The sequence below is a fragment of the Streptomyces sp. NPDC006309 genome (genome assembly GCF_040613095.1).
Taxonomy (GTDB): Bacteria; Actinomycetota; Actinomycetes; order Streptomycetales; family Streptomycetaceae; genus Streptomyces.
In genome coordinates this window covers 39,291-63,739 of record NZ_JBEXRO010000016.1, presented here as the reverse complement: position 1 = coordinate 63,739, position 24,449 = coordinate 39,291, and the positions used below count along the sequence as shown (strand labels likewise).

General features: G+C 76.1%; 3 protein-coding genes and 1 pseudogene. 3 read left to right on the top strand and 1 reads right to left on the bottom strand.

All coding sequences use genetic code 11. The annotated features are described in order from the left end of the window. Positions 1 to 45: 45 nt before the first annotated feature. Positions 46 to 826 (bottom strand): annotated as a pseudogene (locus ABZ117_RS21140) (PAS domain-containing protein); the annotation flags it as partial. A 1,427-nt stretch (positions 827 to 2,253) separates the two neighbouring features. Between ABZ117_RS21140 and ABZ117_RS21135 the strand changes: the two are divergent. The 3 genes from ABZ117_RS21135 (at position 2,254) to ABZ117_RS21125 (ending at position 24,441) form a co-directional block, all read left to right on the top strand. Next, positions 2,254 to 3,465, top strand: coding sequence for a cytochrome P450 (locus ABZ117_RS21135; RefSeq protein WP_356822888.1), 1,212 nt, complete (start codon positions 2,254 to 2,256; stop codon positions 3,463 to 3,465). A 99-nt stretch (positions 3,466 to 3,564) separates the two neighbouring features. Next, positions 3,565 to 4,917, top strand: a complete 1,353-nt coding sequence (locus ABZ117_RS21130) for a serine hydrolase domain-containing protein (RefSeq protein ID WP_356822886.1) — start codon at positions 3,565 to 3,567, stop codon at positions 4,915 to 4,917. A gap of 315 nt (positions 4,918 to 5,232) precedes the next feature. Next, positions 5,233 to 24,441 carry a non-ribosomal peptide synthase/polyketide synthase gene (locus ABZ117_RS21125; protein ID WP_356822885.1) on the top strand — a complete coding sequence of 6,403 codons (19,209 nt, stop codon included), beginning with the start codon at positions 5,233 to 5,235 and terminating at the stop codon, positions 24,439 to 24,441. Positions 24,442 to 24,449: the final 8 nt, after the last annotated feature.

The following is a 24,449-nucleotide window of genomic DNA, read 5'->3' as shown; positions in this document are numbered from 1 at the left end:
AGCCGTCGTCACGTGCCCGCAGCAGCAGCACCGCCGCAGCGTCACCTGCCGGCTGAGCAGCGCCGCCCGGTACCGGTCCTCGTACACCGGGTCCTTCAGCCAGGGCACCGACACCCAGGGCAGCGTGCCGGGCAGCTCCCCGGCCGGTCTGCCGAGCAGCTCGGTGGCGGCCGTGTTCACGGACCCGATCCGGCCGTGCAGATCCAGTGACACCAGCCCGTACGGGAGCCGGGACGCCATCCGCGCCGCCTCCGCCGAGCCCAGCGTGCCCGCCACGACCGGGAACGGCGCCGCGAGCACGTCCGGCTCATGGCCCGGCGGCCTGTTCTCCTCCGCGGCCCCCGCCAGCCGCAGGGCCGGCCGGTCGCATGCCGCGTCAGTCGGTCCCGCTCCCAGTCCGACAGCTCCGGCGGGTGTGCGCCCGGCCAGGTCACGGACACCGCGCCGTACACCGCGCGTCGCGTCGCCAGGGGTGCCGCGGCCAGCGCGAACGGGTGCGGCAGCATCACCGGGATCCGTGGACGGCGGCGGGCCGTCCGATCCTCGCCGCCCACCCACACCAGCCGCCGCTCGCCCACCGCGTCCGCGACCGGGATCGGCGCGCTCGGCCCGACCCGCTCCCGGGGCGCCGCGAACGCCCGCGGCATGCCTGCCATCACCGCCATCTTCACGACCGGCTCGTCGGGCCGGAGCAGGTACACCGCGCCGGAGTGGGCGTGCATCCCCTCCGGCATCGCGGCCGGCGCGAGCGACAGCACCGGCCGGCCGGTGCCCCGTCGGCCGCCCGCGCCCGCCCCGCTTCCGGCCCGTCGGACACGCCGACCACCTCCTCGTACGGCCGCGCGTCGCATCCCGGGGACCGGACTCCCGCGCGGCGGCGCCCCGCGCACGGCGAGCGTCCCGGTGTACCCGGGAACGCGCCCCCGAAGGGGGATGGCCTCGCATACCCCGCGAGGCCGTTCCCATGCCTGGACGCGACCAGGTGAGGCGCGGGCGAGCACGGACGGACGGGGTCGGCGGCGGGAAACGGACACGTCCCACGGGGGCGACGCGCCGGGCGGCCCGGGGACGCCCGGGGGAGCGCGAGCGAGCCGCACGGTGCCGGTGCACGGCCGGTACCCGGGTCCGGCATCCCGGTCCGGCACGCGGCACGGCGTGTTCCCTTACCCCGGAGCCGGGGACGCCGGGCGGGGGCGTGGGCCGCCGCGGCGGGAGCACGAGGTGGTGTAAGTGGCCGGAGTGTGCGCCCCTGCCGCGCCTCAATGGCTGATTCCTTTCGATGTGGCCGGAGCCGGCCCGGGCGCGCCGGGTGCCCTCAGGTGCCGGGCGGTGGGGGCGCGCCGGTGCGGCCGGATCGCGACGGTGGCCGGCCGGGGCCGCCGGTGGCGTGTTCCGGTCCCGTGCCGGGCGCCGGCCCGCGCCTCTTCCGCTGGCCGAATCGTCGTCGCAGATCAGGGGGCAGGGCAGGCCAACCGCCCGACGGCGGGCCGGAGTTCCGGCGCGACGAGCGCGCACGCCCCGCGGGGGTCCGGATGAACGTCCAGCCGCATCTTTTTCCGGCGTGCGGGGTTTGCGGGAGGAAGGCCGGGGCACACGCGGCAGCGGCGATCCGGCCGCAGTGTGTACTGCGGCGTGGTCCCGCCGAAGCCGCCGAACGGTGACGTGATTGCATCGCATGATCACTCTCCGTTCAACTTCAGGGGGTTGCTTACGGGTGACTCACCGTGAAGACTGTGGCCGAGTTCCATCGAAACGAAGGTGATGTAGAGCGCGGATCATGCCATTCGTGGGGCGGCATGGGCGGAAGCTGCGTATTCTCACACCGCGTTTCGGGCAGTCGGAGTCCGGTGCTCCGCTGTCCGTTCACGAGCCGGGAGGGCCCGTGCGCTTGGCGCGCGGGAGGTATCGCCGAGGGGATGAGTCATGTCGGGTTGGTCTGCCGCACGCCGGTATTCGCCGCGGGGCCGTGGCCGGCCGCGAAGCCGCGGTGTCCCGCACCGGACCTGCTGAGGACCTGAGGACCTGAGGACCGAGGACCTGAGGTCCGTCCCGGCACCAGGCTGACAGCGGTTGACCGCCCGGCCGCGCACGAGGAAGCTACGCGGGTCACGCGCACCTCCCGCCCGGTACACGCTCCAGTGGTGGTGGCCGAGCCGTGCCCGGGGCGCCCCGGGCCCCGCGTGCCGCCGGCCTCCCGTACCACCCCTGGTCCGCGCGACTCCTCCGTGCCGCGCACGCCGCTACCAAGGAGACATGGTGATAGGTAAGCAACCGACGGGCGAGCAGCTCCTGTTGGAGGTGTTACCCGACCGCTGGCGGGGCTTACGCGAGAAGGGGCCGGTGCGCTACGACGAGGCGCAGGGAGTGTGGCAGGTCCTCGACCACGCGAGCGTCGCCACCGTGCTCGCCGATTCGGCGACGTACTCCTCCGACCTCTCCTCCCTCGCTCCCACCCAGGCCGACTTCGAGACCTTCCGGCAGGGCAACTTCGTCGGCATGGACCCCCCGGAGCACCGCAAGCTGCGCACCCTGGTGAGCCAGGCGTTCACCCCGCGGGTCGTGCAGGGGCTCGGACCCCGCATCGAGGCCGTCTGCGCGCGGCTGCTGGACGCCGTCGCGGACCAGGACCGCTTCGACCTGGTCGACGCGCTGGCCTATCCGCTCCCCATCATCGTGATCGCCGAACTGCTCGGCATCCCCGCCGAGGAGCACCGGCTCTTCCAGGACTGGGCGAGCGTCCTGTTCGGCGGCGACCAGCTCGGCGAAGCCCCCGACATGGCCGACCTGGAACGCGCCCTCGAGGCCATCGCCCCCACGGTGCGCGAGATGAACGGCTACATGCTGGACCACATCCGCGCCCGCCGCGCCGACCCCGGGGACGACCTCACCAGCAGGCTCATCGCCGCCGAGGTCGACGGGGTCCGCCTCGCCGACCAGGAGATGGTCGGATTCGTGGCCCTCCTGCTGGTCGCCGGGCACATCACCACCACCGCGCTGCTCGGCAACGCCGTCGTCACCTTCGACCTGCACCCCGGCACGGACGCCGCGCTGCGCGCCGATCCCGCGGGGATCCCGGCCGCCGTCGAGGAGGTGCTGCGCTGGCTGCCCCCCTTCCCGGAGCTGGGCCGCCGGGTCACCCGCCCGGTCGTCCTCGGCGGCTACGAGATCCCGGCTGACGCCCTGCTGATGACCCACCTCGGGGCCGCGAACCGGGACCCCGCCCGGTTCGACGACCCCGACGTCCTCGACCTGACGCGGGACCCCAACCCGCATCTGACCTTCGGGCACGGCATCCACTTCTGTTTCGGCGCGCCCCTGGCCCGGCTGGAAGCGCGGATCGCTCTTCACATGTTGCATAAACGATTCCGCATCCTGACGGTCCCCTCCCAAGAGGACATCGTCTTCCAGAACCCGGCCGTCATCATCGGCGTACGGCATCTGCCCGTCGAGGTCAGCAGGCCGTAACCCGAGCGCGCACGCATCCCCGGCCGGCCCCCGCTCCGCTCTCCAGGGCCGCACCGGCACACCCGCACATGAGACCCACTCAACGGGAGTCCCCTTCTCATGCCGTACTCCATCCCCACCGCTCCGGCCGCCTCCTGGACGCCCTCGCTGTTAAGGGCGGAGCTACAGGACCGCCTCGACACGCTCGCCCGGACCCACCGGGTACCCGGCGCCCAGCTCGTCCTGGACACCGGCACCGACCTCATAGCCGTGCACACCGGCCTCGCCGACGCGGCGACCGGCACGCCCTTCACCGCGGACACGGCCGTCCCCCTGGGGTCGCTCACCAAGCCCTACACCGCCGCTCTCGTCATGCTGCTGGCCGACGACGGCGACCTCGACCTGGACGAGTCCGCCGCCGGGCAACTCCCGGAACTGAGAGACACGCCCGGGGTGACGATCCGCCAGCTGCTCAGCCACACCGGCGGTCTGCCCACCGGGCCCGACTCCGACACCGCCGCCGGGACCACCGCCGCCCGCTGCCTCGCGGCCGTCTGCACCGCCCGCGACCTGCTGTTCGCCCCGGGCACCGACTTCTCCTACTCCAACGCCGGCTACGTCGCCGCCGGCCGGCTGGCCGAGACCGTCACCGGCATGCCGTGGCACGAGGCGGTGAGCGCACTGCTCCTCGAACCGCTCGGCACGGCACCCGCGTTCGTCGGCGACAGCGTGCCCCGTCGTCCCGTCGCCGCCGGACACGCCGTCAACACCGCGACCGGCCGGCCCCGCCCGGCCCGGCAGACCCTGGCACCGCTGGAGGCACCCGCCGGCGCCCTGCTGGCGAGCGCCCTCGACCTGGCCGCGCTCGGCAACGCGCTGATCGGACGCTCCGACGTCCTGCCGCCCGCCGTCACCAAGGAGATGCGCCGCCCCGAGACCGCCGCCCGCCCCGGTGCGCTGGCCGACGGCTGGGGCCCCGGCCTCGCCCTGTACCGGCAGGACGACCGCGTGTGGTGCGGCCACGACGGCAACGCCCAGGGCACCTCCTGCCACCTGCGGGCCGACCCGGAGACCGGGATCGTGGTCGCCTTCACGGGCAACGCCGCGAGTGCCACCGCTCTATGGCGCGACCTCACCGGCGAACTGGCCCGGCTCACCGGTGTCCGGGTGCCCGCCGCCGCCCAGGACACGGACCGGGGCCGGCCCGTGGCCCTGCCCGAGTGCCTGGGCAGCTACCGCAACGGCACCACGACGTACCGCATCGCGCCCGGGCCGGACGGCACGCCGGCCCTGTCCGTGGACGGCGACCTGGCCCTCCCGCTGGTCTGCTACGCCGACCTCACGTGCGACCTGGTCGACCCGGCCACCGGCCGCCTCGAACCCGGCGGCCGCTTCCACCGCGATCCCGCCACCGGCCGGATCGACCGGGTCCAGATATCCGGGCGCACGGCACGCCGTACCGGCGACGGCTGACCGGCGCTCACCGCCGGACCCGGCGGCCGGTCACGGCCAGGTGGCCCGCGCCCGCGGACCGCGATCCCGTCCCCGGCCCCCGCGCCGGCCGGCCGGGCGGCACCGCCGGCGGCCGGCACGCACCGCCGCCGGACCGCCGCCGGCCCACACCCGCCGATGCCGGATCACCGCCCCCGGTCCGCAGTTCCCGCACCGTCGCGCACGCCCGCCGTGCCGCCGTGACCCACCGCACCGCCCCGCAGTGGGGCGCGGCGCTGCCCGCGTCCGCCTCCGCAGCCCGCGCCGTACCGTCCCGCCCTCCTAAGGACTTCACCCATGACGGACCTGCACGACAAGCCCGCGCCGGCGTCCTCCCTGCCGCGGGCCGGTGACACCGCCGGGGCGCCGGAGAGCGCCGCGGCGACGACGTACCCGACGCTCGGCGAGCTGTTCGGCGCGTGGGTGACCCGCACCCCGGACGCACCGGCCCTCAGCGACGGCCGGCGGACCTGGACCTACCGGGAACTGTCCGCCCGCGCCGACCGGCTGGCCGGTTACCTGACGCGGCGCGGGGCGGGCCCCGACCGGGTGGTGGCACTCGTGCTGCCGCGCTCCATGGAGCTGATAGCGGCCGAGCTGGCCGTCGCCCGGGCCGGAGCGGCCTTCCTGCCCGTGGACCCCGCCTACCCGGCGGACCGCCGGGCGCTGATGCTCACCGACGCGGCGCCCGCGGTCGTCCTCGACGACCCGCGCCGGACCGGCGAACTGCTGGACGGCACGGACGGCATGGACGGCGCGGACGGCGCGGACGGCATGGTCGGCGCGGAGCACCCGGCCGGCGCCGGGGCCGACACCGGGGTCGCGGCCGACCACGCCGCCTACGTCATCTACACCTCCGGATCCACCGGTACTCCCAAGGGCGTGACGGTCACCCACCGCGGCATAGGCGGCTTCACGGCCGCCGCCGCCGAGCGGTACGCCGTCGGCCCCGGCGACCGCGTGCTCCAGTTCTCCTCACCCAGCTTCGACGCCTCCGTCCTGGAGCTGTGCGTCTCCGTCCTGTCCGGTGCCACGCTCGTCGTACCCCCGCACGGGCCCTGGCTCGGCGACGAACTCGCCGCCGTCGTGGACGAGCACCGCATCACCCACGCCCTCATCCCGCCGGCCGCGCTGGCCACCCTCCCCGACCCGGCGCAGGGCACCGCGAGATCGCTGCGCACCCTGATCGTGGGTGCCGAGGCCTGCCCGGCCGGGCTCGTCGACCGCTGGGCCCCCGGCCGCCGCATGATCAACTCCTACGGCCCGACCGAGGCCACCATCGTGGCCACCTGGACCGGGCCGCTCACCGCCGGCCGGGGCACCCCGACGATCGGCGACGCGCTGCCGCACACCCGGGTGTACGTCCTCGACACCGCGATGCGGTCCGTGGCGCCCGGCGCGGACGGCGAGTTGTTCGTGGGCGGCGACGCGGTGGCCCGCGGCTACCTGGGCCGGCCGGGCCTGACCGCCGCCCGCTTCGTCGCCGACCCCTTCGGCCCGCCCGGAGCCCGCCTGTACCGCACCGGCGACCGGGTGCGCCGGACCGCCGACGGGGAGCTGGAGTACCTGGGCCGGCTGGACCGGCAGGTGAAGATCCGCGGCTTCCGGATCGAACCCGGCGAGATCGAGGCGGCCCTGCGCCGGCTGGCCGGGGGCGCCGTCGGCGAGGCCGTGGTCGTGGTCCGCGAGGACGAACCGGGCCACCGCCGCCTGGTCGCCTACGTCACCCCGAACGACCCGCGGGGGGCCGCTGACGCCGGGGGTTCCGCCGGTCCCTCCGGGGCGGCTGGGACCGGGGGTGCGGTGGGTTCCTCCGGGGCGGCCGGTTCGGGGGTCGAGGTGGCTTTCCCAGAGGTGGCCGGGGCGTCGTCCGGGGCGGCCGGTTCCGGGGACGCGGTGGCTGGCTCGGCCGGGGGCGCCGGGGAGGCGTTCGTCGGTGAGGTCGCCGAGTCCGATGGTGCCGTGGGTTCCTCCGGGGCGGCCGGTTCCGGGGTCGAGGTGGCTTCCCCGGAGTCCTCCGGGGCGGCGTTCCTCCCTACGGTGGCCGAGTCCGATGGCGCAGTGGCTGCCAACGGGGCCGCCGGGGCCGGGAGAAGAGCCGGTGCCGTGGGTGAGGACCGGCCCTCGGGTTCGCCGGCCGGGGGACACCCGCCCGTCTCCTCCGGCTCCTCCGCTTCCGCGGAGTACCCCGGCACCGCCGGTGTCCCCACCCCCGCCCGCCCCCTCGACCCGGCCGCGTTGCGGGCCGCCCTGGCCGCCGTGCTGCCCGGGCACATGGTGCCGGCCGCCGTCGTGGTGCTGGAGCGGATGCCGCTCACCCCGCAGCACAAGATCGACCGGCGGGCCCTGCCCGCTCCGGAGCGGGTGTCCACGGCGGGCCGCGTGCCGCCCCGCTCCCCCCGGGAGCGCTCCCTCGCCGCGATCCTGGCCGACGTCCTGGGCGTCGACGGGATCGGCGTGACGGACGACTTCCTGGACCTGGGCGGTGACTCGATTCTGGCCGCGCGCGTCCTGTCCCGCATCCGTGACGAGCTGGGAGTGCGGCTGACCGTACGGGACGTCTTCACCGCCCGTACGGTCGCCGCCCTGGTGCCCCTGCTCGGCGACCCGTCCGCCGCCGCCCCGCCGGAGCCGATCCCGCCGGCCCCCGGCGAGGGCGTCCTGCCGCTGTCCAGCGCCCAGCGCCGGCTGTGGTTCCTGGACGACCTGACCGACGGCGGCACCGAGTACAACACCGGCGTGTCCCTGCGGCTGCGCGGTGCGCTGGACGAGGACGCGCTGCGCCGGTCCCTGCGCCGCCTCGCCGCCCGGCACGCCTCGCTGCGCACCACGTTCACCACCGTCGACGGACAGGGCGTCCAGCGCGTCGCCGCCGACCCGGACCTGCCCCTGCGGACGGCCGACCTGACCGGCGTACCCGGAGCGCGCCGGGCCGAGGCGGCCGAGGAACTGCTCACCGGGGAGCTGTGCAGCCCCTTCGACCTGGAGGCGGGCCCGCTCACCCGCGCGCTGCTCGTCCGGCTCGCCGAGGACGACCACCTGCTGCTGCTGGCCCAGCATCACATCGTCACCGACGGCTGGTCGGTGGGCGTCCTCACCCGGGAACTCGCCGCCCTCTACCGCGCCGAGGCCACCGGCGAGCCCGACGGGCTGCCCCGGCCGGCCGTGCAGTACCCGGACTTCGCCGTGTGGGAGCAGGGGCAGCGGGCCGGGAACGCCGGGACCGCCGGAACCGCCGGGGACACCGACGCCGTGGACCTGGCCTACTGGAGACGGCACCTGTCGGACCTCCAGCACCTGGAGCTGCCCACCGACCGGCCGCGTCCGGCGGTGCGCACCGCCGCCGGAGCGGCACACCACCACCGTCTCCCCGCGGAGCTGACGGCCCGGCTGCGGCATCTGGCCACGGGCCGCGGCACGACCGTGTTCACCCTGTTCGCGGGGGCCGCGGCGCTGCTGTTCGCCCGCTACTCCGGGCAGCGGGACGTGGCGTTCGGCACCGTCACCAACGGGCGGGACCGCCGGGAGCTGGAGGACGTGCCGGGCTTCTTCGCCAACACGGTGGTGCTGCGCACGGACGTGGACGAGCGGGCGACCGTCGACCGGTTCGTGGAGAGCATGCGGACCACGGTGCTGGACGCCTTCGCCCACGACGGCGTGCCGTTCGACCGGGTGGTGGAGGAGCTGTCGCCCACCCGGGACCCCAGCCGGACCCCGCTGGTGCAGGCGCTCGTCGTCCAGCAGACGCCCCTCGGCGTGCCGCCCCTCGCCGGCGGCCTGCGCCTGGAGGAGCATCCGCTGCCCCGCCCGGCCGCCCGCTTCGACCTCGTCCTGGAGTTCACCCCGGAGGCCGAGGGCGGCTGCGCGCTGACCGTCGAGTACAACACGGACCTGTTCGAGGCGGCGACCGTGGCCCGCCTGACCGGTCATCTGCACCGCCTGCTGGAGGGCATGGCGGACGGACCGGGCCGCACGCTGGCCGAGCTGCCCATGCTGTCGGCCGCGGAGCAGCACACCCTGGTCGACGCCTGGAACCCGCCCGCGCGCCGGAGCCGGGACACGGGGGACGCCACGCTGCCCGGGCTCTTCCGCGCCCAGGTCGCCCGGACCCCCGGCCGGACCGCCGTCGTCTGCGGCCCCGACCGGCTCGACTACGCCGAGACCGACCGGCGCGCCAGCCGGCTGGCGCGGCTGCTCGTCGCGCGCGGCGCCGGCCCGGAGACCCTGGTCGCGCTGTGCCTGCCGCGCTCCGCGGACCTCGTACCCGTGCTGTGGGCGGTGCTGAAGTCGGGCGCGGGCTACCTGCCCGTGGACCCCGCCTATCCCGCCGAGCGGATCCGCTTCATGCTCGACGACGCCCGGCCCGCCCTCGTCCTCGCCACCCGGGACACCGCGTCCGCCCTGCCCGAGGACTGTGTCCCGCTGCTCCTGGAGGACTGCGCCGGCCAGGACACGCCCGCCCCGGGCCCGGCCGACGCCGACCTGACCGACGCCGACCTGACCGACGCCGACCGGATCCGGCCGCTGCTGCCGGACCATCCCGCGTACGTCATCTACACCTCGGGTTCCACCGGGCGCCCCAAGGGGGTCGTGGTCACCCACCGCAGCGTCGCCGCGCTGGCCGCCTGGGCGGGGGAGCGGTTCGGACCCGACGGGCTCTCCCATGTGATCGCCTCCACCTCCCTCAACTTCGACGTCTCGGTCTTCGAGCTGCTGTGCCCGCTGCTGGCCGGCGGCTCCGTGGAGGTGGTCGCCGACCTGTCGGCCCTCGCCGACACGCCGGCCCCGCGCAGCGCCGGGCTGCTCAGCGGAGTGCCCTCCGTCGTCTCCCGGCTGGTCGCGGGCGGTACGGCACCCGTGACGGCGGACACCGTCGTGCTCGCCGGTGAGGCCCTGCCCGCGCAGACGGTGCACGACGTGCGCGCCGCCATGCCCGCGGCCCGGATCGCCAACATCTACGGCCCCACCGAGGCCACCGTGTACGCCACCGCCTGGTTCGCCGAGGGCCGGCTGCCCGAGCAGTCCCCGCCCATCGGCGAACCCGTGGCCGTCACCCGGGCCTACGTCCTGGACGGCGCCCTGCGGCCCCAGCCGCCCGGTGTCACGGGTGAGCTGTATCTCGGGGGCGGCGGCCTGGCGCGCGGCTATCTGAACCGTCCGGGACTGAGCGCCGCCCGCTTCGTCGCCGATCCGTTCGGCGCGCCGGGCGAGCGCATGTACCGCACCGGCGACCTGGTGCGCCGGCGGGCCGACGGCCGGCTGGAGTACCTCGGCCGGATCGACCAGCAGGTCAAGGTGCGCGGCTTCCGGATCGAACTGGGCGAGGTGGAGGAGGCGCTGCGCCGCTGCGCCGGCGTGGCCGAGGCGGCGGCCACCGCGGCCGACACCGACGGCCACCGGCGCCTCGCCGGCTACGTCGTCCCGGCCCCCGGAGCGCGGGTCGACCCCGAGACCGTACGCCGGGAACTGGGCCGTACGCTGCCCGACTACATGGTCCCGGCGGTCGTCGTCGTGCTGGACGGCCTGCCGCTCAACCCCAACGGCAAGATCGACCGCGGACGCCTGCCCGACCCCGGCCCCGGCGTGCGGGCCGTACGGCACGTCGCCCCCCGCACCCCCACCGAGCACGCCCTCGCGGCGATCTGGGCGGACGTGCTGCGCGCGGAGCGGATCGGCGTCGACGACAACTTCTTCGAACTCGGCGGCGACTCCATCCTCAGCATCCAGGTGGTGGCCCGGGCCCGGCAGGAGGGCCTGATGCTGACCTCCCGGGACCTCTACCAGCACCAGACGGTCGCGGCCCTCGCCCGCCGCGCGGACGCCGCCGGGAGCCCGCGCGCCTCGGCACCGGCATCGGAGGCGGCCACCGGAGCGGCCCCCCTGACCCCGATCCAGCACTGGCTGTTCGGCACGGCCGCCGAGCGGGCCGGTCATTTCGCGCAGGCGCTGTCCGTCCGGGTGCCCGACGACCTGGACGCGGCGGCACTCGAGGAGGCGCTGAACGACCTGGCCGCCCACCACGACGCCCTGCGCTCCCGCTTCACCGCCGGTGACGGCGCCCCGCGGGTCAGCTGGGCCGTCGCGGACCGGGCGCCCCGGATCGTCCTGGGTCGGCACACCGGCCCGGAGCAGGACACCCCCCACTTCGGCCCCTTCGACCTGGCCGCGGGGCCGCTGCTGCGGGCCGTGCTGCACGACCGCGGCCCCGGCCTGCCACGGGTCCTGCACCTCGCCGTGCACCACCTGGTGGTCGACGGCGTGTCCTGGCGGATCCTGCTGGACGACCTGGACACCGCCTACCGGGCCCGCCGCGCGGGCGACGACGGCGCGGCGGCCCTGCCCGCCAAGTCCACCCCCGTACGGCAGTGGGCGCGCCGGCTGCACGCGCACGCGGCGGACGGCGGCTTCGACGGCGAGCGGGAGTACTGGGCCCGGGAGGTCCCGGACACCGCTCCCGCCGTGCCCCAGGACACGGACGGCGCCAACACCTACGCCTCCCAGCGCGCGGTCACCGTCCGCCTGAGCCCCGAGGACACCGCGGTCCTGCTGCGCACCCTGCCCGAGACCTACCGCACCCAGGTCAACGACGTCCTGCTCGGCGCCCTCGGCCGCGCCCTGTGCGCCTGGACCGGGCGGGAGCGGGTGGTGGTCGACGTCGAGGGCCACGGCCGCGAGGAACTCTTCCCCGACCTGGACCTCAGCCGCACGGTCGGCTGGTTCACCACCCGCTACCCCGTCGCCCTCACCGTCCCCGGGGACGCCGGCTGGGACACCGTCCTGAAGCGGGTCAAGGAGCAGCTGCGCGCCGTACCCCGGCACGGCCTCGGTCACGACGCGCTGCGCCACCTCGCCGCTCCCGGTGCCGCGCCCGGCACCCCGCACGCGCAGATCAGCTTCAACTACCTGGGCCGGATGGGCCTGCCGGACGGCGGCGACGGACTGTACCGGGGCACCGTCCGGCCGCTGGAGCTGGACGCCGACCCGGCCGCCGAGCGCCCGCACGCCCTGGAGGTCGTCGGCCACCTGGACGGCGACCGCCTGGAGTTCACCTGGTTCTACTCCGACCGGCTGCACCGGCAGGACACGGTCCGGGCCCTCGCGGAAGGCTTCGCGGACGCGCTGACGGACCTCGCCCGGTACGCCGCGTCACCGGGCGCCGCCGGACGCACCCCGTCCGACTTCCCGCTGGCCCGGCTCGACCAGGCCGCCGTGGACCGCGTCACCGGCGCGGACCCGGCCGCCGTGGCGGACGTCCTGCCCCTCACGCCGACCCAGGCGGGCATGCTGTTCCACGGGCTCTCCCAGGACGACCGCGGCGTCTACTTCCAGCAGCTGACCTTCGTCCTGGACGGCGTACCGGACCCGCAGGCCCTCGCCGCCGCCTGGCAAAACGTGACCGACCGCACCGAGGTGCTGCGCGGCCGGGTCGTCTGGCAGGACATGCCCGAGCCGCTGCTGGTGGTGCAGCGCCACGCCGCCCTGCCGGTCACCCACCTGGACTGGCGCGACCTGACCGAGGACGAGCGCCGCGCCCGGCTGGACGACGTCCTGGCGCGCGACCGCGCGGAGGGCATCGACCTGACCCGGGCCCCGCTCCAGCGCCTGCTGCTCGCCCGCGTGTCCGGCACCGCCGTGCGCGTGGTGTGGTCCTTCCACCACCTGCTCCTGGACGGCTGGAGCCTGTTCCAGGTCCTCACGGACGTCTTCGCCCGGCACGCCGGCACCGAGCCGGAGACCGGCCGGGACCGCCCGCCCTACCGCGACTACCTGGCCTGGCTGCGCGGACGCGACACGGCCGAGGCCGAACGGCACTGGCAACGCCGCCTGTCCGGCCTGACCGAGGCCACCCCCCTGCCCTACGACCGCGAGCCGCGCGAGAGCCACCGCGCCGAGTCCACGCACGAGGTCCGGGCCACCGTGCCCGCCGCCGCGACCCGGGCACTGGAGGAGCTGGCGCGGACCTCGGGTCTGACCCTCAACACCCTCGTGCAGGGCGCCTGGGCACTGCTGCTGGGCCGTCAGGCGGGCCGCGACGAGGTGGTGTTCGGCACCACCGTGTCCGGACGGCCGCCCGAGCTGCCCGGCTCCGACGCCATGACCGGCCTGTTCATCACCACCCTGCCCACCCGCGTCGCCGTCCCGGACCGGGGCACCCTCGTGGACTGGCTGCGCGCCCTCCAGCGCGACCAGAGCGAGGACCGGCGCTTCGACCACACACCGCTCACCCGGATCCGGACGTTCACCGGACTCCCGGAGCGGGTCGGCCTGTTCGACAGCATCGTCGTCTTCGAGAACTACCCGGTGGACGACGGTCTCGCCGCCGCCCACGGACTGCGCCTCAGCGGCCTGGAGGGCATCGAGACCACCAACTACCCGCTCAGCCTGACCGCCTACCCCGGCCCGGAGCTGACCCTGCGCCTCGGCTACGACCCGGAACTGTTCGACACCGGCACCGCCGAGCGGCTGGCCGAGTACCTGACCGTGCTGCTCACGGGCATGCCCGGCGCGTCCCCGCGCCCGCCCGCCCGGCTGCCGCTGCTCAGCCCCGACCGCCGCGCACAGGTGCTGCACGCCTGGAACGACACCGCCACCGACCTGCCCGACACCACGGTCGCCGGCCTCTTCGCCGCCCAGGTGCGCCGCACCCCCGACGCGGTGGCGCTGGAGGCCGGAGCCGAGCGCGTCACCTACCGCGAACTCGACGCGCGGTCGGCGCGCCGGGCGGCCCGGCTGGCCGCGCTCGGCGTACGGCCGGAACGCCCGGTCGGCGTGCTCGTGGACCGCTCCGTGGAGCTGGTCGTCGCCCAGCTGGCCCTCGTCCGCACCGGCGGGGTGTACGTCCCGCTGGACGGCCGGGCGCCGCGCGAGCGGCTGCGCCGGATGCTGGCCGAGGCCGGAGCGGACCTGCTGCTCACCGACGCCGCGTGGGAGGAGACCGCCCGCGACCTGCTGCCGGGCGACCGCGTCCTGCGGGTCGACGTCCCGGCCGGCGCGGACGACCCCGCGCCCGTCCACGCCGTCCACCCCGACAACGTCCAGTACCTGATGTTCACCTCGGGCTCCACCGGCGTCCCCAAGGGGGTCGCGGTGCGCCAGCGGGACGTCGTCGCGCTCGCCCTGGACCGGGCGTTCACCGGGCACGACCGGGTCCTCGTGCACTCCCCGCACGCCTTCGACGCCGCCACCTACGAGGTGTGGGTGCCACTGCTGCGCGGCGGCACGGCCGTCCTCGCCCCGCCGGCCGACCTGGACGCCGCCGCGGTCCGCCACGCCGTCACCGAACAGGGCGTCGGCTGCCTGTGGCTCACCGCCGGGCTGTTCCGCCTCCTGGCCCAGGAGGACCCGGGCTGCCTGCGCGGCGCCCGGGAGGTGTGGACGGGCGGCGAGGCCGTGCCGGGCGCGGTCGTGCGCCGGGTGCTGGACGCCTGCCCCGGCCTGACCGTCGTGGACGGCTACGGCCCCACCGAGACCACCACGTTCGCCACCCGCCGCGTCTTCCGCGCCGGCGACCCGCTGCCCGCCGTGCTGCCCATCGGACGCCCGCTGGACAACACCCGCGTGTACGTCCTGGACGGCGCCCTCCAGCTCCAGCCGCCGGGTGTCCCCGGCGAGCTGTACATCGCCGGCGCGGGACTCGCCCGCGGCTACGCCGGCCGGCCCGGCGCCACCGCCGCCCGCTACCTCGCCGACCCCTTCGGGCCGGCCGGCGCGCGGATGTACCGCACGGGTGACGTCGTGCGCTGGAGCGCCGACGGCGAACTGCACTTCGTCGGCCGCGCCGACGACCAGATCAAGATCCGCGGATTCCGCGTCGAACCCGCCGAGATCGAGGCCAGGCTGACCGCCCACCCCGGCATCGCCGAGGCCGTCGTCTCCCTGTACGAGGACGCGGGCCGCAAGCGGCTGGCCGCCCACCTCGTGCCGGCCGAGGGCGCCGCGGTGCCCTCCGCCGCCGCACTGCGCGACCACCTGGCGGCCGGGCTGCCCGACTACATGCTGCCCGCCGCGTTCGTCACCGTGTCCGCGCTGCCCCTGACCACCAACGGCAAGGTCGACCGGCGGCGGCTGCCCGCCCCCGACTGGTCGGCGGGCGCCGAGGACGCCTACCGGGCCCCGCGCACCGAGGCCGAGCGGCTGCTCGCCGGGATCTGGGCCGACCTGCTCGGCGTGGAACGGGTCGGCGTGGACGACAACTTCTTCATGCTGGGCGGCGACTCCATCCTCAGCATCCAGGTCGTCTCCCGCGCCCGGGCGGCGGGCCTCACCCTCACCCCGCGCGACCTGTTCCGGCGCCCCACGGTGGCCGGGCTGGCCGCCGGCGGGGCCGCCGCGCCCGCCGTCGCTGGCACCGGACCGGTCAGCGGCGAGGCGGACCTCACCCCCATCCAGCACTGGTTCCTCGACCCGCGGCCCGCCCGGGCCGGGTTCTTCAACCAGTCCGTCGTCATCGAGGCCGCCGGTCCGGTCGACGAGGACGCCCTGCGCCGCGCCCTCACCGCCCTGTGGACCCACCACGACGCCCTGCGCGCCCGGTTCCACCTCGACGGCGACGGCACCTGGCGCCAGCACGTACCGGCCGCCGACGGCCCGGTCCCCGAACTGCTCCAGGTGCACCGCCCGGAGGCCGAGGAACACGTCACGGCGGAGACCCACGCCGGACTGGACCTCGCCGCCGGACCCCTGTGCGCCGCCCGCCTGTTCACCGCCGACGGCACCGGGCCCGCCCGGCTGCTGCTCGTCGTCCACCACCTGGTCGTCGACGGGGTCTCCTGGCGGATCCTGCTGGAGGACCTGGAGACCGGCTACCGGCAGGCCGCGGCGGGCGAACCCGTACGGCTGCCCGCCCGCACCACGTCCGTGCGCGAGTGGGCCCACCGGCTGCGCGAGCGCGCCGCAACGGGCTTCGCCGCCCGGCGCGACCACTGGGAGGAGACCGCCCGGCACTGCGCCGCCCCGCTGCCCGCCGACGGTGACGGCGACGCCACCATGGCCGGTGTCCGCGAGGTGAGCGTGCGCCTGGACCGCGGGCGCACCGACGACCTGCTGCGCCGCGTACCCGGCGCCTACCGCACCCGGATCGACGACGTCCTGCTCACCGCGCTGGGCAGGGTCCTGGCCGACTGGACCGGACGCACCACCGTCGCCGTCGGGCTGGAGGGGCACGGCCGCGAGGACCAGCTGTTCGAGGACGTCGACCTGTCCCGCACGGTCGGCTGGTTCACCTCCCTGTACCCGGTCGCCCTCACCGTTCCGGCGGGCGACTGGGGAGCCGCCCTCAAGTCGGTCAAGGAGCAGCTGCGGGCCGTACCCGACCGGGGCCTCGGCTACGGCGTCCTGCGCCACCTCGCCCGCGACGCGGCCCTGACCGCCACCCCGATGCCCGGCATCAGCTTCAACTACCTGGGCCGCTTCGACTGGTCCGCCGGCGGCGGCACCCTGATCGGCGCGGTGCCCGGCGGACTCGGCGGCGCGGAGGCACCCGGCACCGAACGGCCGCACCTGCTGGACGTGATCGCCCGCGTCGAGGACGACGAGCTGGAGATCACCTGGCACTACAGCCCCGGCCGGCACCGCGAGGACACCGTCACCGCGCTCGCCGAGGGCATGCTGCAGGCGCTGGAGGAGCTGGTCGCGCACTGCGCCCGGCCCGGCGCGGGCGGCCGTACGCCCTCGGACTTCCCGCTGGCCCGGCTGGACCAGGCTGCCGTGGACCGGATCGCCGGCGACGGACGCGAGGTCGCGGACGTGTACCCGCTGACGCCGATGCAGGCGGGCATGCTCTTCCACAGCCTGCTGGACCCCGACGGCCGCACCTACGTCAACCAGGTGCAGCTGGTGCTGTCCGGCGTCACCGACCCGCTGGCCCTCGCCACGGCCTGGCAGCACACCGCGGACGCCAACCCGGTCCTGCGCACCGGGCTCGTCTGGCAGGAGACCGCCGAACCGCTCCAGGTCGTGCGGCACCGGGCCACCGTGCCCGTCACCCACCACGACTGGTCCGCCGAGCCCGCCGACCAGGGCGCGCGTGACCTGGACCGGCTGCTGGCCGAGGACCGGGAGGCGGGCATCGACCTGGGCACGGCGCCCCTGATGCGGCTGATGCTGATCCGGCTGGCACCGGACCGGGTGCGCCTGGTGTGGACCTTCCACCACGTCCTGCTCGACGGCTGGAGCGCGGCCCAGGTCTTCGACGAGGTCTGCGAGCGGTACGCGGCCCTGACCTCCGGGCGCCGCCCGCGGCCGACCGAGCGCCGGCCCTTCGCCGACTACCTGCACTGGCTCGCCGGGCAGGACACCGGCCAGGCCGAACGGTACTGGCGCGAGACCCTCGCCGGTTTCCAGGCCCCCACCGAGCTGCCCCGCGACCGGCGGCCCGCCCAGGCCCACCGCGACGCCTCCTCCGGGACGGTGCGGGTGACCCTCGGCCGGGACGTCTCGGCGCGGCTGCGGGAGACCGCCCAGCGGGCGGGACTGACCCTCAACACCGTCTTCCAGGGCGCGTGGGCGCTGCTGCTGGCCCGCTACGGCGGCGGTGACGACGTGGTGTTCGGCACCACCGTCTCCGGCCGGCCCGCAGGCCTGCCCGGCGTCACCTCGATGGTCGGCCTGTTCATCAACACCCTGCCCACCCGGGCCCGCGTCGACGGACGGCGCCTGCTGCCGGACTGGCTGCGCGACCTCCAGGCCGCCCAGTCGGAGGCCCGGCGCCACGACTTCGTCTCGCTGGCCCAGGTGCAGTCCTGGAGCGAGGTGCCCGGCGGCACCAGCCTGTTCGACTCCATCGTGGTGTTCGAGAACTACCCGTTCGACGAGAACTCGCTCGCCCGGCACGGCCTGGCCATGGAACAGGAACGGGACCTGGAGCCGACCAACTACCCGCTCAGCGTGGTCATCGCGCCCGGCGACAGCCTGGCCGTGAACCTCGACTACGACCCCGGAGCGTTCGACCCCGCGACGGTCGAGGCGCTCGGCGAGAGCCTGCGCACCCTGCTGACCGGGATGGCCACCGACCCCGACCGCCGCCTCGCCGACCTGCCGCTCCTGGACCCGGCCGGCGGCCGGGACCTCGTCGGCCGGTTCGGCGGACCCGTACGGGAGGCGCCGCACGACACCCTGCCCGAGGCGTTCCGGCGGCAGGCCGAGCGCACCCCGCACGCCCCGGCCGTCCGCCACGGCGACGCCTGCCTCACCTACGGCGAACTCGACGCCCGCTCCAGCCGGCTGGCCCGCCGGCTGATCGCGGCCGGCGCGGGACCCGAGCGCTTCGTCGCCCTGTGCCTGCCCCGCACCGAGGATCTGGTCGTGGCGCTCCTGGCCGTGCTCAAGAGCGGCGCCGCCTACCTGCCGGTCGACCCGCAGTACCCGGCCGAGCGCGTCGCGTTCCTCTTCGAGGACGTACGGCCCGACGCCGTGATCACCAGCGCGGCGACCGCCGGCCGGCTGCCCGAGGGCCCGTACACCCGGATCCTGCTGGACCAGGACCGGGACCAGGACTCCGCTGCGGCCGTCCCGGGCACGCCCGTCGGCGACGGCGAGCGGCACGGCCCGCTGCTGCCCGGCCACCCGGCCTACGTCATCCACACCTCCGGCTCGACCGGCCGCCCCAAGGGCGTCGTCGTCACCCACGCGTCGGTGCTGGCCCTGACCGACTGGGCCGCGGCCGAGTTCACCGGCCGGGGACTGGCCCACGTCGTGGCCTCCACCTCCCTCAACTTCGACGTGTCGGTGTTCGAGATCTTCTCCCCGCTGCTGTCCGGCGGCTGCGTCGAGATCGTCCGCGACCTGCTGGCCCTGGCGGAACGCCCCGGACCCTGGCGGGCCGGACTGCTCAGCGCGGTGCCCTCCGCCCTGGACCGGCTGCTCGCGGAGGACGCCGTACAGGTCAGCGCGGACACGGTCGTCCTCGCGGGGGAGGGGCTGCCGGCCCGCACCGTACGCCGGGTCCGTGAGGCCGTCCCCGGCTGCCGGGTCATGAACATCTACGGCCCCACCGAGGCCACCGTCTACGCCACCGCCTTCACCTGCGACCCGGCCGACCCCGACCGCGACCCGCCGATCGGCCGTCCCGTCGGCGGCGCCCGCGCCTACGTCCTGGACGCGCACATGCGCCCGGTCCCCGCCGGGGCGCCCGGCGAACTGTTCCTCGCCGGCACCGGCGTCGCCCGCGGCTACCTCGGCCGCCCCGGCCTGACCGCGTCGCGCTTCCTGCCCGACCCGTTCGGCCCGCCCGGCGCCCGCATGTACCGCACGGGCGACCTGGTCCGCTGGACGTCCGACGGCGACCTGCGCTACCTCGGCCGCGGCGACGACCAGGTCAAGGTGCGCGGCTTCCGCATCGAACTCGGCGAACTGGAGGCCGCGCTGACCCGGCACCCGGCCGTCGCCGCCGCGGCGGCCCGGGTAATCGAACACGCCGGCCACCGCAGGCTGGTCGGCTACGCGGTACCCCGCGGGGCCGCCCTGCCGGATGCCGCCGAACTGCGCGCGTTCCTCGCCCACAGCCTCCCCGACCACCTGGTCCCCGCCCTGGTCGTGCCGCTGGACCGGCTGCCGCTCGGGGCCACCGGCAAACTGGACCGGCGGGCGCTGCCCGCACCGCAGTGGGCAGCACCGGCCACCACCGGCACCGCCCGGCCGCCGCGCACCGAGGCGGAGCAGACCGTCGCGGCGATCTGGTGCGAGGTGCTCGGCGTGCCCGAAGTCGGCGCCGACGACAACTACTTCACCCTCGGCGGCGACTCCATCCTCGGCATCCAGATCGTCTCGGCCGCCCGCCGCGCCGGTCTCGCCCTGACCCCCCGGCACCTGTTCACCCACCAGACCCTCGCCGAACTCGCGGCGGCGGCCACGGAGTTCCACGGCACCGCCGTCACCGCCGAGCAGGGGCCCGTCGTCGGCGACGCCCCGCTCACCCCCGTACAGCACTGGCTGTTCGACACCCTGACCGGAGACCCCGCGCACTTCAGCCAGACGGTCTCCTTCGAGCTGGCCGAGGACCCCGGCGAGCCGTTGCTGCGCGCCGCGCTGGCAGCCGTACTGGAGCACCACGACGCGCTCCGCATGCGCTTCGAACCGGCCGGGGACGGGCGGTGGCGGCAGTACGGCACCCCGCCCGGCGACGACGCCCCGCACCTGGAGGTGCACGACCACGCGGCCGTGCCCGAGGTGACCGCCGCCCTCGCCGCCGGGTTCGACCTGGCCGCCGGGCCGCTGCTGCGGGCCGCGCTGTGCCGTCCCGGGGACGGCGGCCGGCCGGTGCTGCTGCTCGCCGCGCACCACCTGGTCGTGGACGCCGTGTCCTGGCGGCTGATCCTGGAGGACCTGGACACCGCCTACCGCGCCCTGCGGGACGGCGAACGACCGGGCCTCGGCGCCAAGAGCACCTCGTTCGCGGCCTGGGCCCGGCGCCTCGCCGACCACACCGCGGCGGGGGGCTTCGACGGCGAACTCGCCCACTGGCGCGACCTGGACGCCGGCACCGCCCTGCCCACCGACCACACCGGCGGTGCGAACACCGCCGCCGTCGAGGAGAGCGTGACCACCGGCCTCGGCGCCGAGGACACCCGCCGGCTGCTCCAGGACGTGCCGGAGGCGTACCGCACCCGCGTCAACGACGTCCTGCTGTGCGCGCTGGGCCGGGTCCTGGCCCGCTGGACCGGCCGGGACCGGGTCGCGGTGACCCTCGAAGGCCACGGCCGCGAGGAGCTGTTCGACGACACCGACCTCGCCCGCACCACCGGCTGGTTCACCGCGATGTACCCGGTCGCCCTGGACGTGCCCCGCGACGCGGACACCGGCACCGTCCTCAAGGCCGTCAAGGAGAACCTGCGCGCCGTCCCGCACGGCGGACTGGGCTACGGCGCACTGCGCCACCTGCACCCCACGGCCGGCCCCGCCCTGCCCGGTCTGCCCCAGGTCTGCTTCAACTACCTGGGCCAGCAGGACCGGACACCCGCCCCGGGCGGCCTGCTGCACGCGCCCCACGGCGCGCTCGGCGGCGGCATGGACGCCTCCGCCGAACGCCCGCACCTCCTCGACGTGCTGGGCCGGGTGAGCGACGGCCGGCTGGAGTTCACCTGGTCGTACTCCCGCGAGGTGCACCGGCACGACACCGTCGCCCGGCTGGCGGCCGAACTGACCGCCGAACTGCGGGAGATCGTCCGGCACTGCGCCGAACCGGGCGCCGGCGGCCGTACCCCGTCCGACTTCCCGCTGGCCCCGCTCGACCAGGCCGCCGTGGACCGGCTCGTGGGCACCGGAACGGACGTCGTGGACGTGTATCCGCTCACGCCCACCCAGACCGGCATGGTGGTGCACGGCCTGGACGAGGCCGGACACGGCCTGTACGTCGAGCAGATCACCTTCGTGGCGGACGGCGCCCGGGACCCCGGACAGCTGGCCGCCGCCTGGCAGCACGTCGTCGACCGCACCCCCGTGCTGCGCACCTCCGTCGCCCTGCACGGCGTACCCGTGCCCCTCCAGATCGTCCACCGCGACGTGACCCTGCCGGTCACCGAGCACGACTGGAGCGGTGTGCCGGCGGACCGGCGGGACACCGAACTGGAGCGGCTGCTCGCCGACGAACGGGCCCGGGGTCTCACCCTGGACCGGGCCCCGCTGCTGCGGCTCGCCCTGGTCCGGCTCGGCCCGGACGCCGTGCGGGTGGTGTGGACCTTCCACCACGTCCTGCTGGACGGCTGGAGCGTCTTCCACGTCCTGTCCGACGTCATGGCCGCGCACGCCGCCCTGGTCCGCGGCGAGCCGCCCCGGCTGCCCGAACGCAGGCCGTTCGCGGATCACGCCGGCTGGCTGGCCGCCCGCGACACCGGCCGGGCGGCGGAGCACTGGTGCGACGTCCTCGCCGGCCTGGCCAGCCCGACCCCGCTGCCGTACGACCGCAGGCCCGCGCCGGGCACCACGGCACGCTCCGGCACCTGGCTGTCCCAGCGGCTCGGCACCGAGGAGACGCGCCGGCTCCAGGAGTTCGCCCGCCGCCACCGCCTCACCCTCAACACCCTCGTGCAGGGCGCCTGGGCGCTGCTGCTGGCCCGGTGGAGCGGGGAGCGGGAGGTGTGCTTCGGCACCACCGTCTCCGGCCGGCCCGCCGACCTGCCCGGCGCCGACACCATCACCGGCCTGTTCATCACCACCCTGCCCGCCCGGACCGACGTCGACGGCGCCGCGCCCTGCGCCGCCTGGCTGCGCGCCGTGCAGGAGGCCCGGGCCGAGGACCGCCGCCACGACCACATGCCGCTCAACGAGCTGCACGGCCTCACCGAACTGCCGCCCGGCACCGAACTCTTCGACAGCCTGGTCGTCTTCGAGAACTACCCCGTCGGCGACGCGACGGCGGGCGCCCACGGACTGACCGTGCGGGACCTGGACGCCCGGGAGGCCACCAACTACCCGCTCACCGTCGTCGTCTCGCCCGGCGACCGGCTCGCCGTCGAACTCGGCTACGACCCGCGCTGCTTCGACCCGGCCACCGCCGGCTCCCTGGCCGGCCAGCTGCTGCACACCCTGCACGCCCTGGCCGCCACGGACGGCACCACCCGCCTCGACGACGTCGACGTCCTCCCGCCCGCCGAACGGGACCGGCTGCTGCACCCGCCGGCCCGCCCGGCGCGCACACCGGTACCCGCCGCGACGCTGCCCGCCCTCGTGGAGGCCGCCGTCGACAGGTGGCCGGCCGCCCCCGCCCTCGCCGGACCCGGCACCCTGCTCACGTTCGCGCAGGCCGAGACGGCGGCCAACTGGCTGGCACACGCGCTCATCGCCCGCGGCGCGGGCCCCGGCGACCTCGTCGCCCTGCTGCTGCCGCGCTCGGCGGACATGGTGCTGGCCCAGCTGGCGGTGGCGAAGACGGGCGCCGCGTTCCTGCCCGTCGACCCCGCCTACCCCGAGGAGCGGATCGCCCTCATGCTGCGGGACGCGGCCCCCGCCCTGACCCTCGACGCCAAGGAGATCGCCGGTCTGCTCGCCGCACCGCCGCAGGACACGCCCGGACACCGGCCCACCGACGCCGACCGGACCCGCCCGCTCGACCTGGACGACCCGGCGTACGTCATCTACACCTCCGGTTCCACCGGCACCCCCAAGGGCGTCGTCGTCACCCACCGCGGGCTCGCCGCGTTCTCCGCCGCCGAGGCAGCCCACTACCAGGTGGCCCCCGGCGACCGGGTGCTGGCCTTCGCCACACCCAGTTTCGACGCCTCCGTGCTGGAGCTGTGCATGTCACTGCCGCACGGCGCCCGTCTGGTCGTCCCCTCGCCCGGCCCGCTGCTCGGCGCCCAGCTGGCCGACGTGCTGCGCACCGAACGCGTCACCCACACCCTGCTGCCGCCGGCCGCGCTCGCCACGCTGCCGCCCGACACCCCCGGCACCCTGCCGGACCTGAAGACGCTCACCGTCGGCGCCGACGCGTGCAGCGCCGAACTGGTCGGCCGCTGGGCCCCGCACCACCGCATGGTCAACTCCTACGGGCCCACCGAGGCCACCGTCGTCGCCACCTGGTCCGCGCCCCTGCGGCCGGACGGCGCCGCCCCGCCCATCGGCCGCCCGCTGCCCGCCACCGGCGCCTACGTCCTCGACGCCCGGCTGCGGCCGGTCCCCGACGGCGTCACCGGTGAACTGTGGCTGTCCGGGCCCGCGCTGGCCCGCGGCTACCTGGGCCGCCCCGGACTGACCGCCGCCCGCTTCACCGCCGACCCGTTCGGGCCGCCCGGCACCCGCATGTACCGCACCGGCGACCTGGTGCGCCGCGACGCCCACGGCGAACTGCACTACCTGGGCCGCACCGACCACCAGCTCAAGCTGCGCGGCCATCGCATCGAGGCGGGCGAGGTCGAGGCCGTGCTCGTCCGGGACCCGGGTGTGCTGGACGCCGTGGTGACCGTACGGGAGGACGAACCGGGCCTGCCGCGCCTGGTCGCCCACCTGCTCACGGCACCCGGCGCCGAACCGCCCACCACCGCGGCGCTGCGGACCCTGGCCGCCCGCTTCCTGCCGGGCCACATGGTCCCCACCGCGTTCGTGGTGCTCGACCGCTTCCCGCTCACCGAGAACGGCAAGACCGACCGCGCCGCCCTGCCCGCCCCGGCCCCGGCCGAGGAACGCGAACGGGCCGGGTACGTGGCACCGCGCACGCCCACCGAGGAAGCCGTGGCGGCCATCTGGGAGGAGACCCTCGGCACAGCCGTCGGCGCCGAGGACGACTACTACCTGCTGGGCGGCGACTCCATGCGCGCCCTGCTCATCGCCTCCCGCGCCAACGACGCGTTCGGCGTCACCCTCACCCCCCGCGACATCCTCGTCTCCCGCACCGTCGCCGCCCTGGCGGAACTCGTGGAGGACCAGGTGCTGAGCGAACTGGAGGCCGCCGCGTACGGCCACGACGGCGAGGACGGCGCGCACGAGGGCCAGGACGGCCCGCCCGCGGGACACGGCCGTCCCGCCCCTGACGACGAAGACGCCGCGTACGGCGGCCCCGACCACGACGAACGGTGAGGAACCGA

What these genes read in the sequence shown, in the direction of transcription:
- ABZ117_RS21135 (WP_356822888.1), top strand. Translation starts at nt 2,254, where the DNA reads ATGGTGATAGGTAAGCAACCGACGGGCGAGCAGCTCCTGTTGGAGGTG.
- ABZ117_RS21130 (WP_356822886.1), top strand. Translation starts at nt 3,565, where the DNA reads ATGCCGTACTCCATCCCCACCGCTCCGGCCGCCTCCTGGACGCCCTCG.
- ABZ117_RS21125 (WP_356822885.1), top strand. Translation starts at nt 5,233, where the DNA reads ATGACGGACCTGCACGACAAGCCCGCGCCGGCGTCCTCCCTGCCGCGG.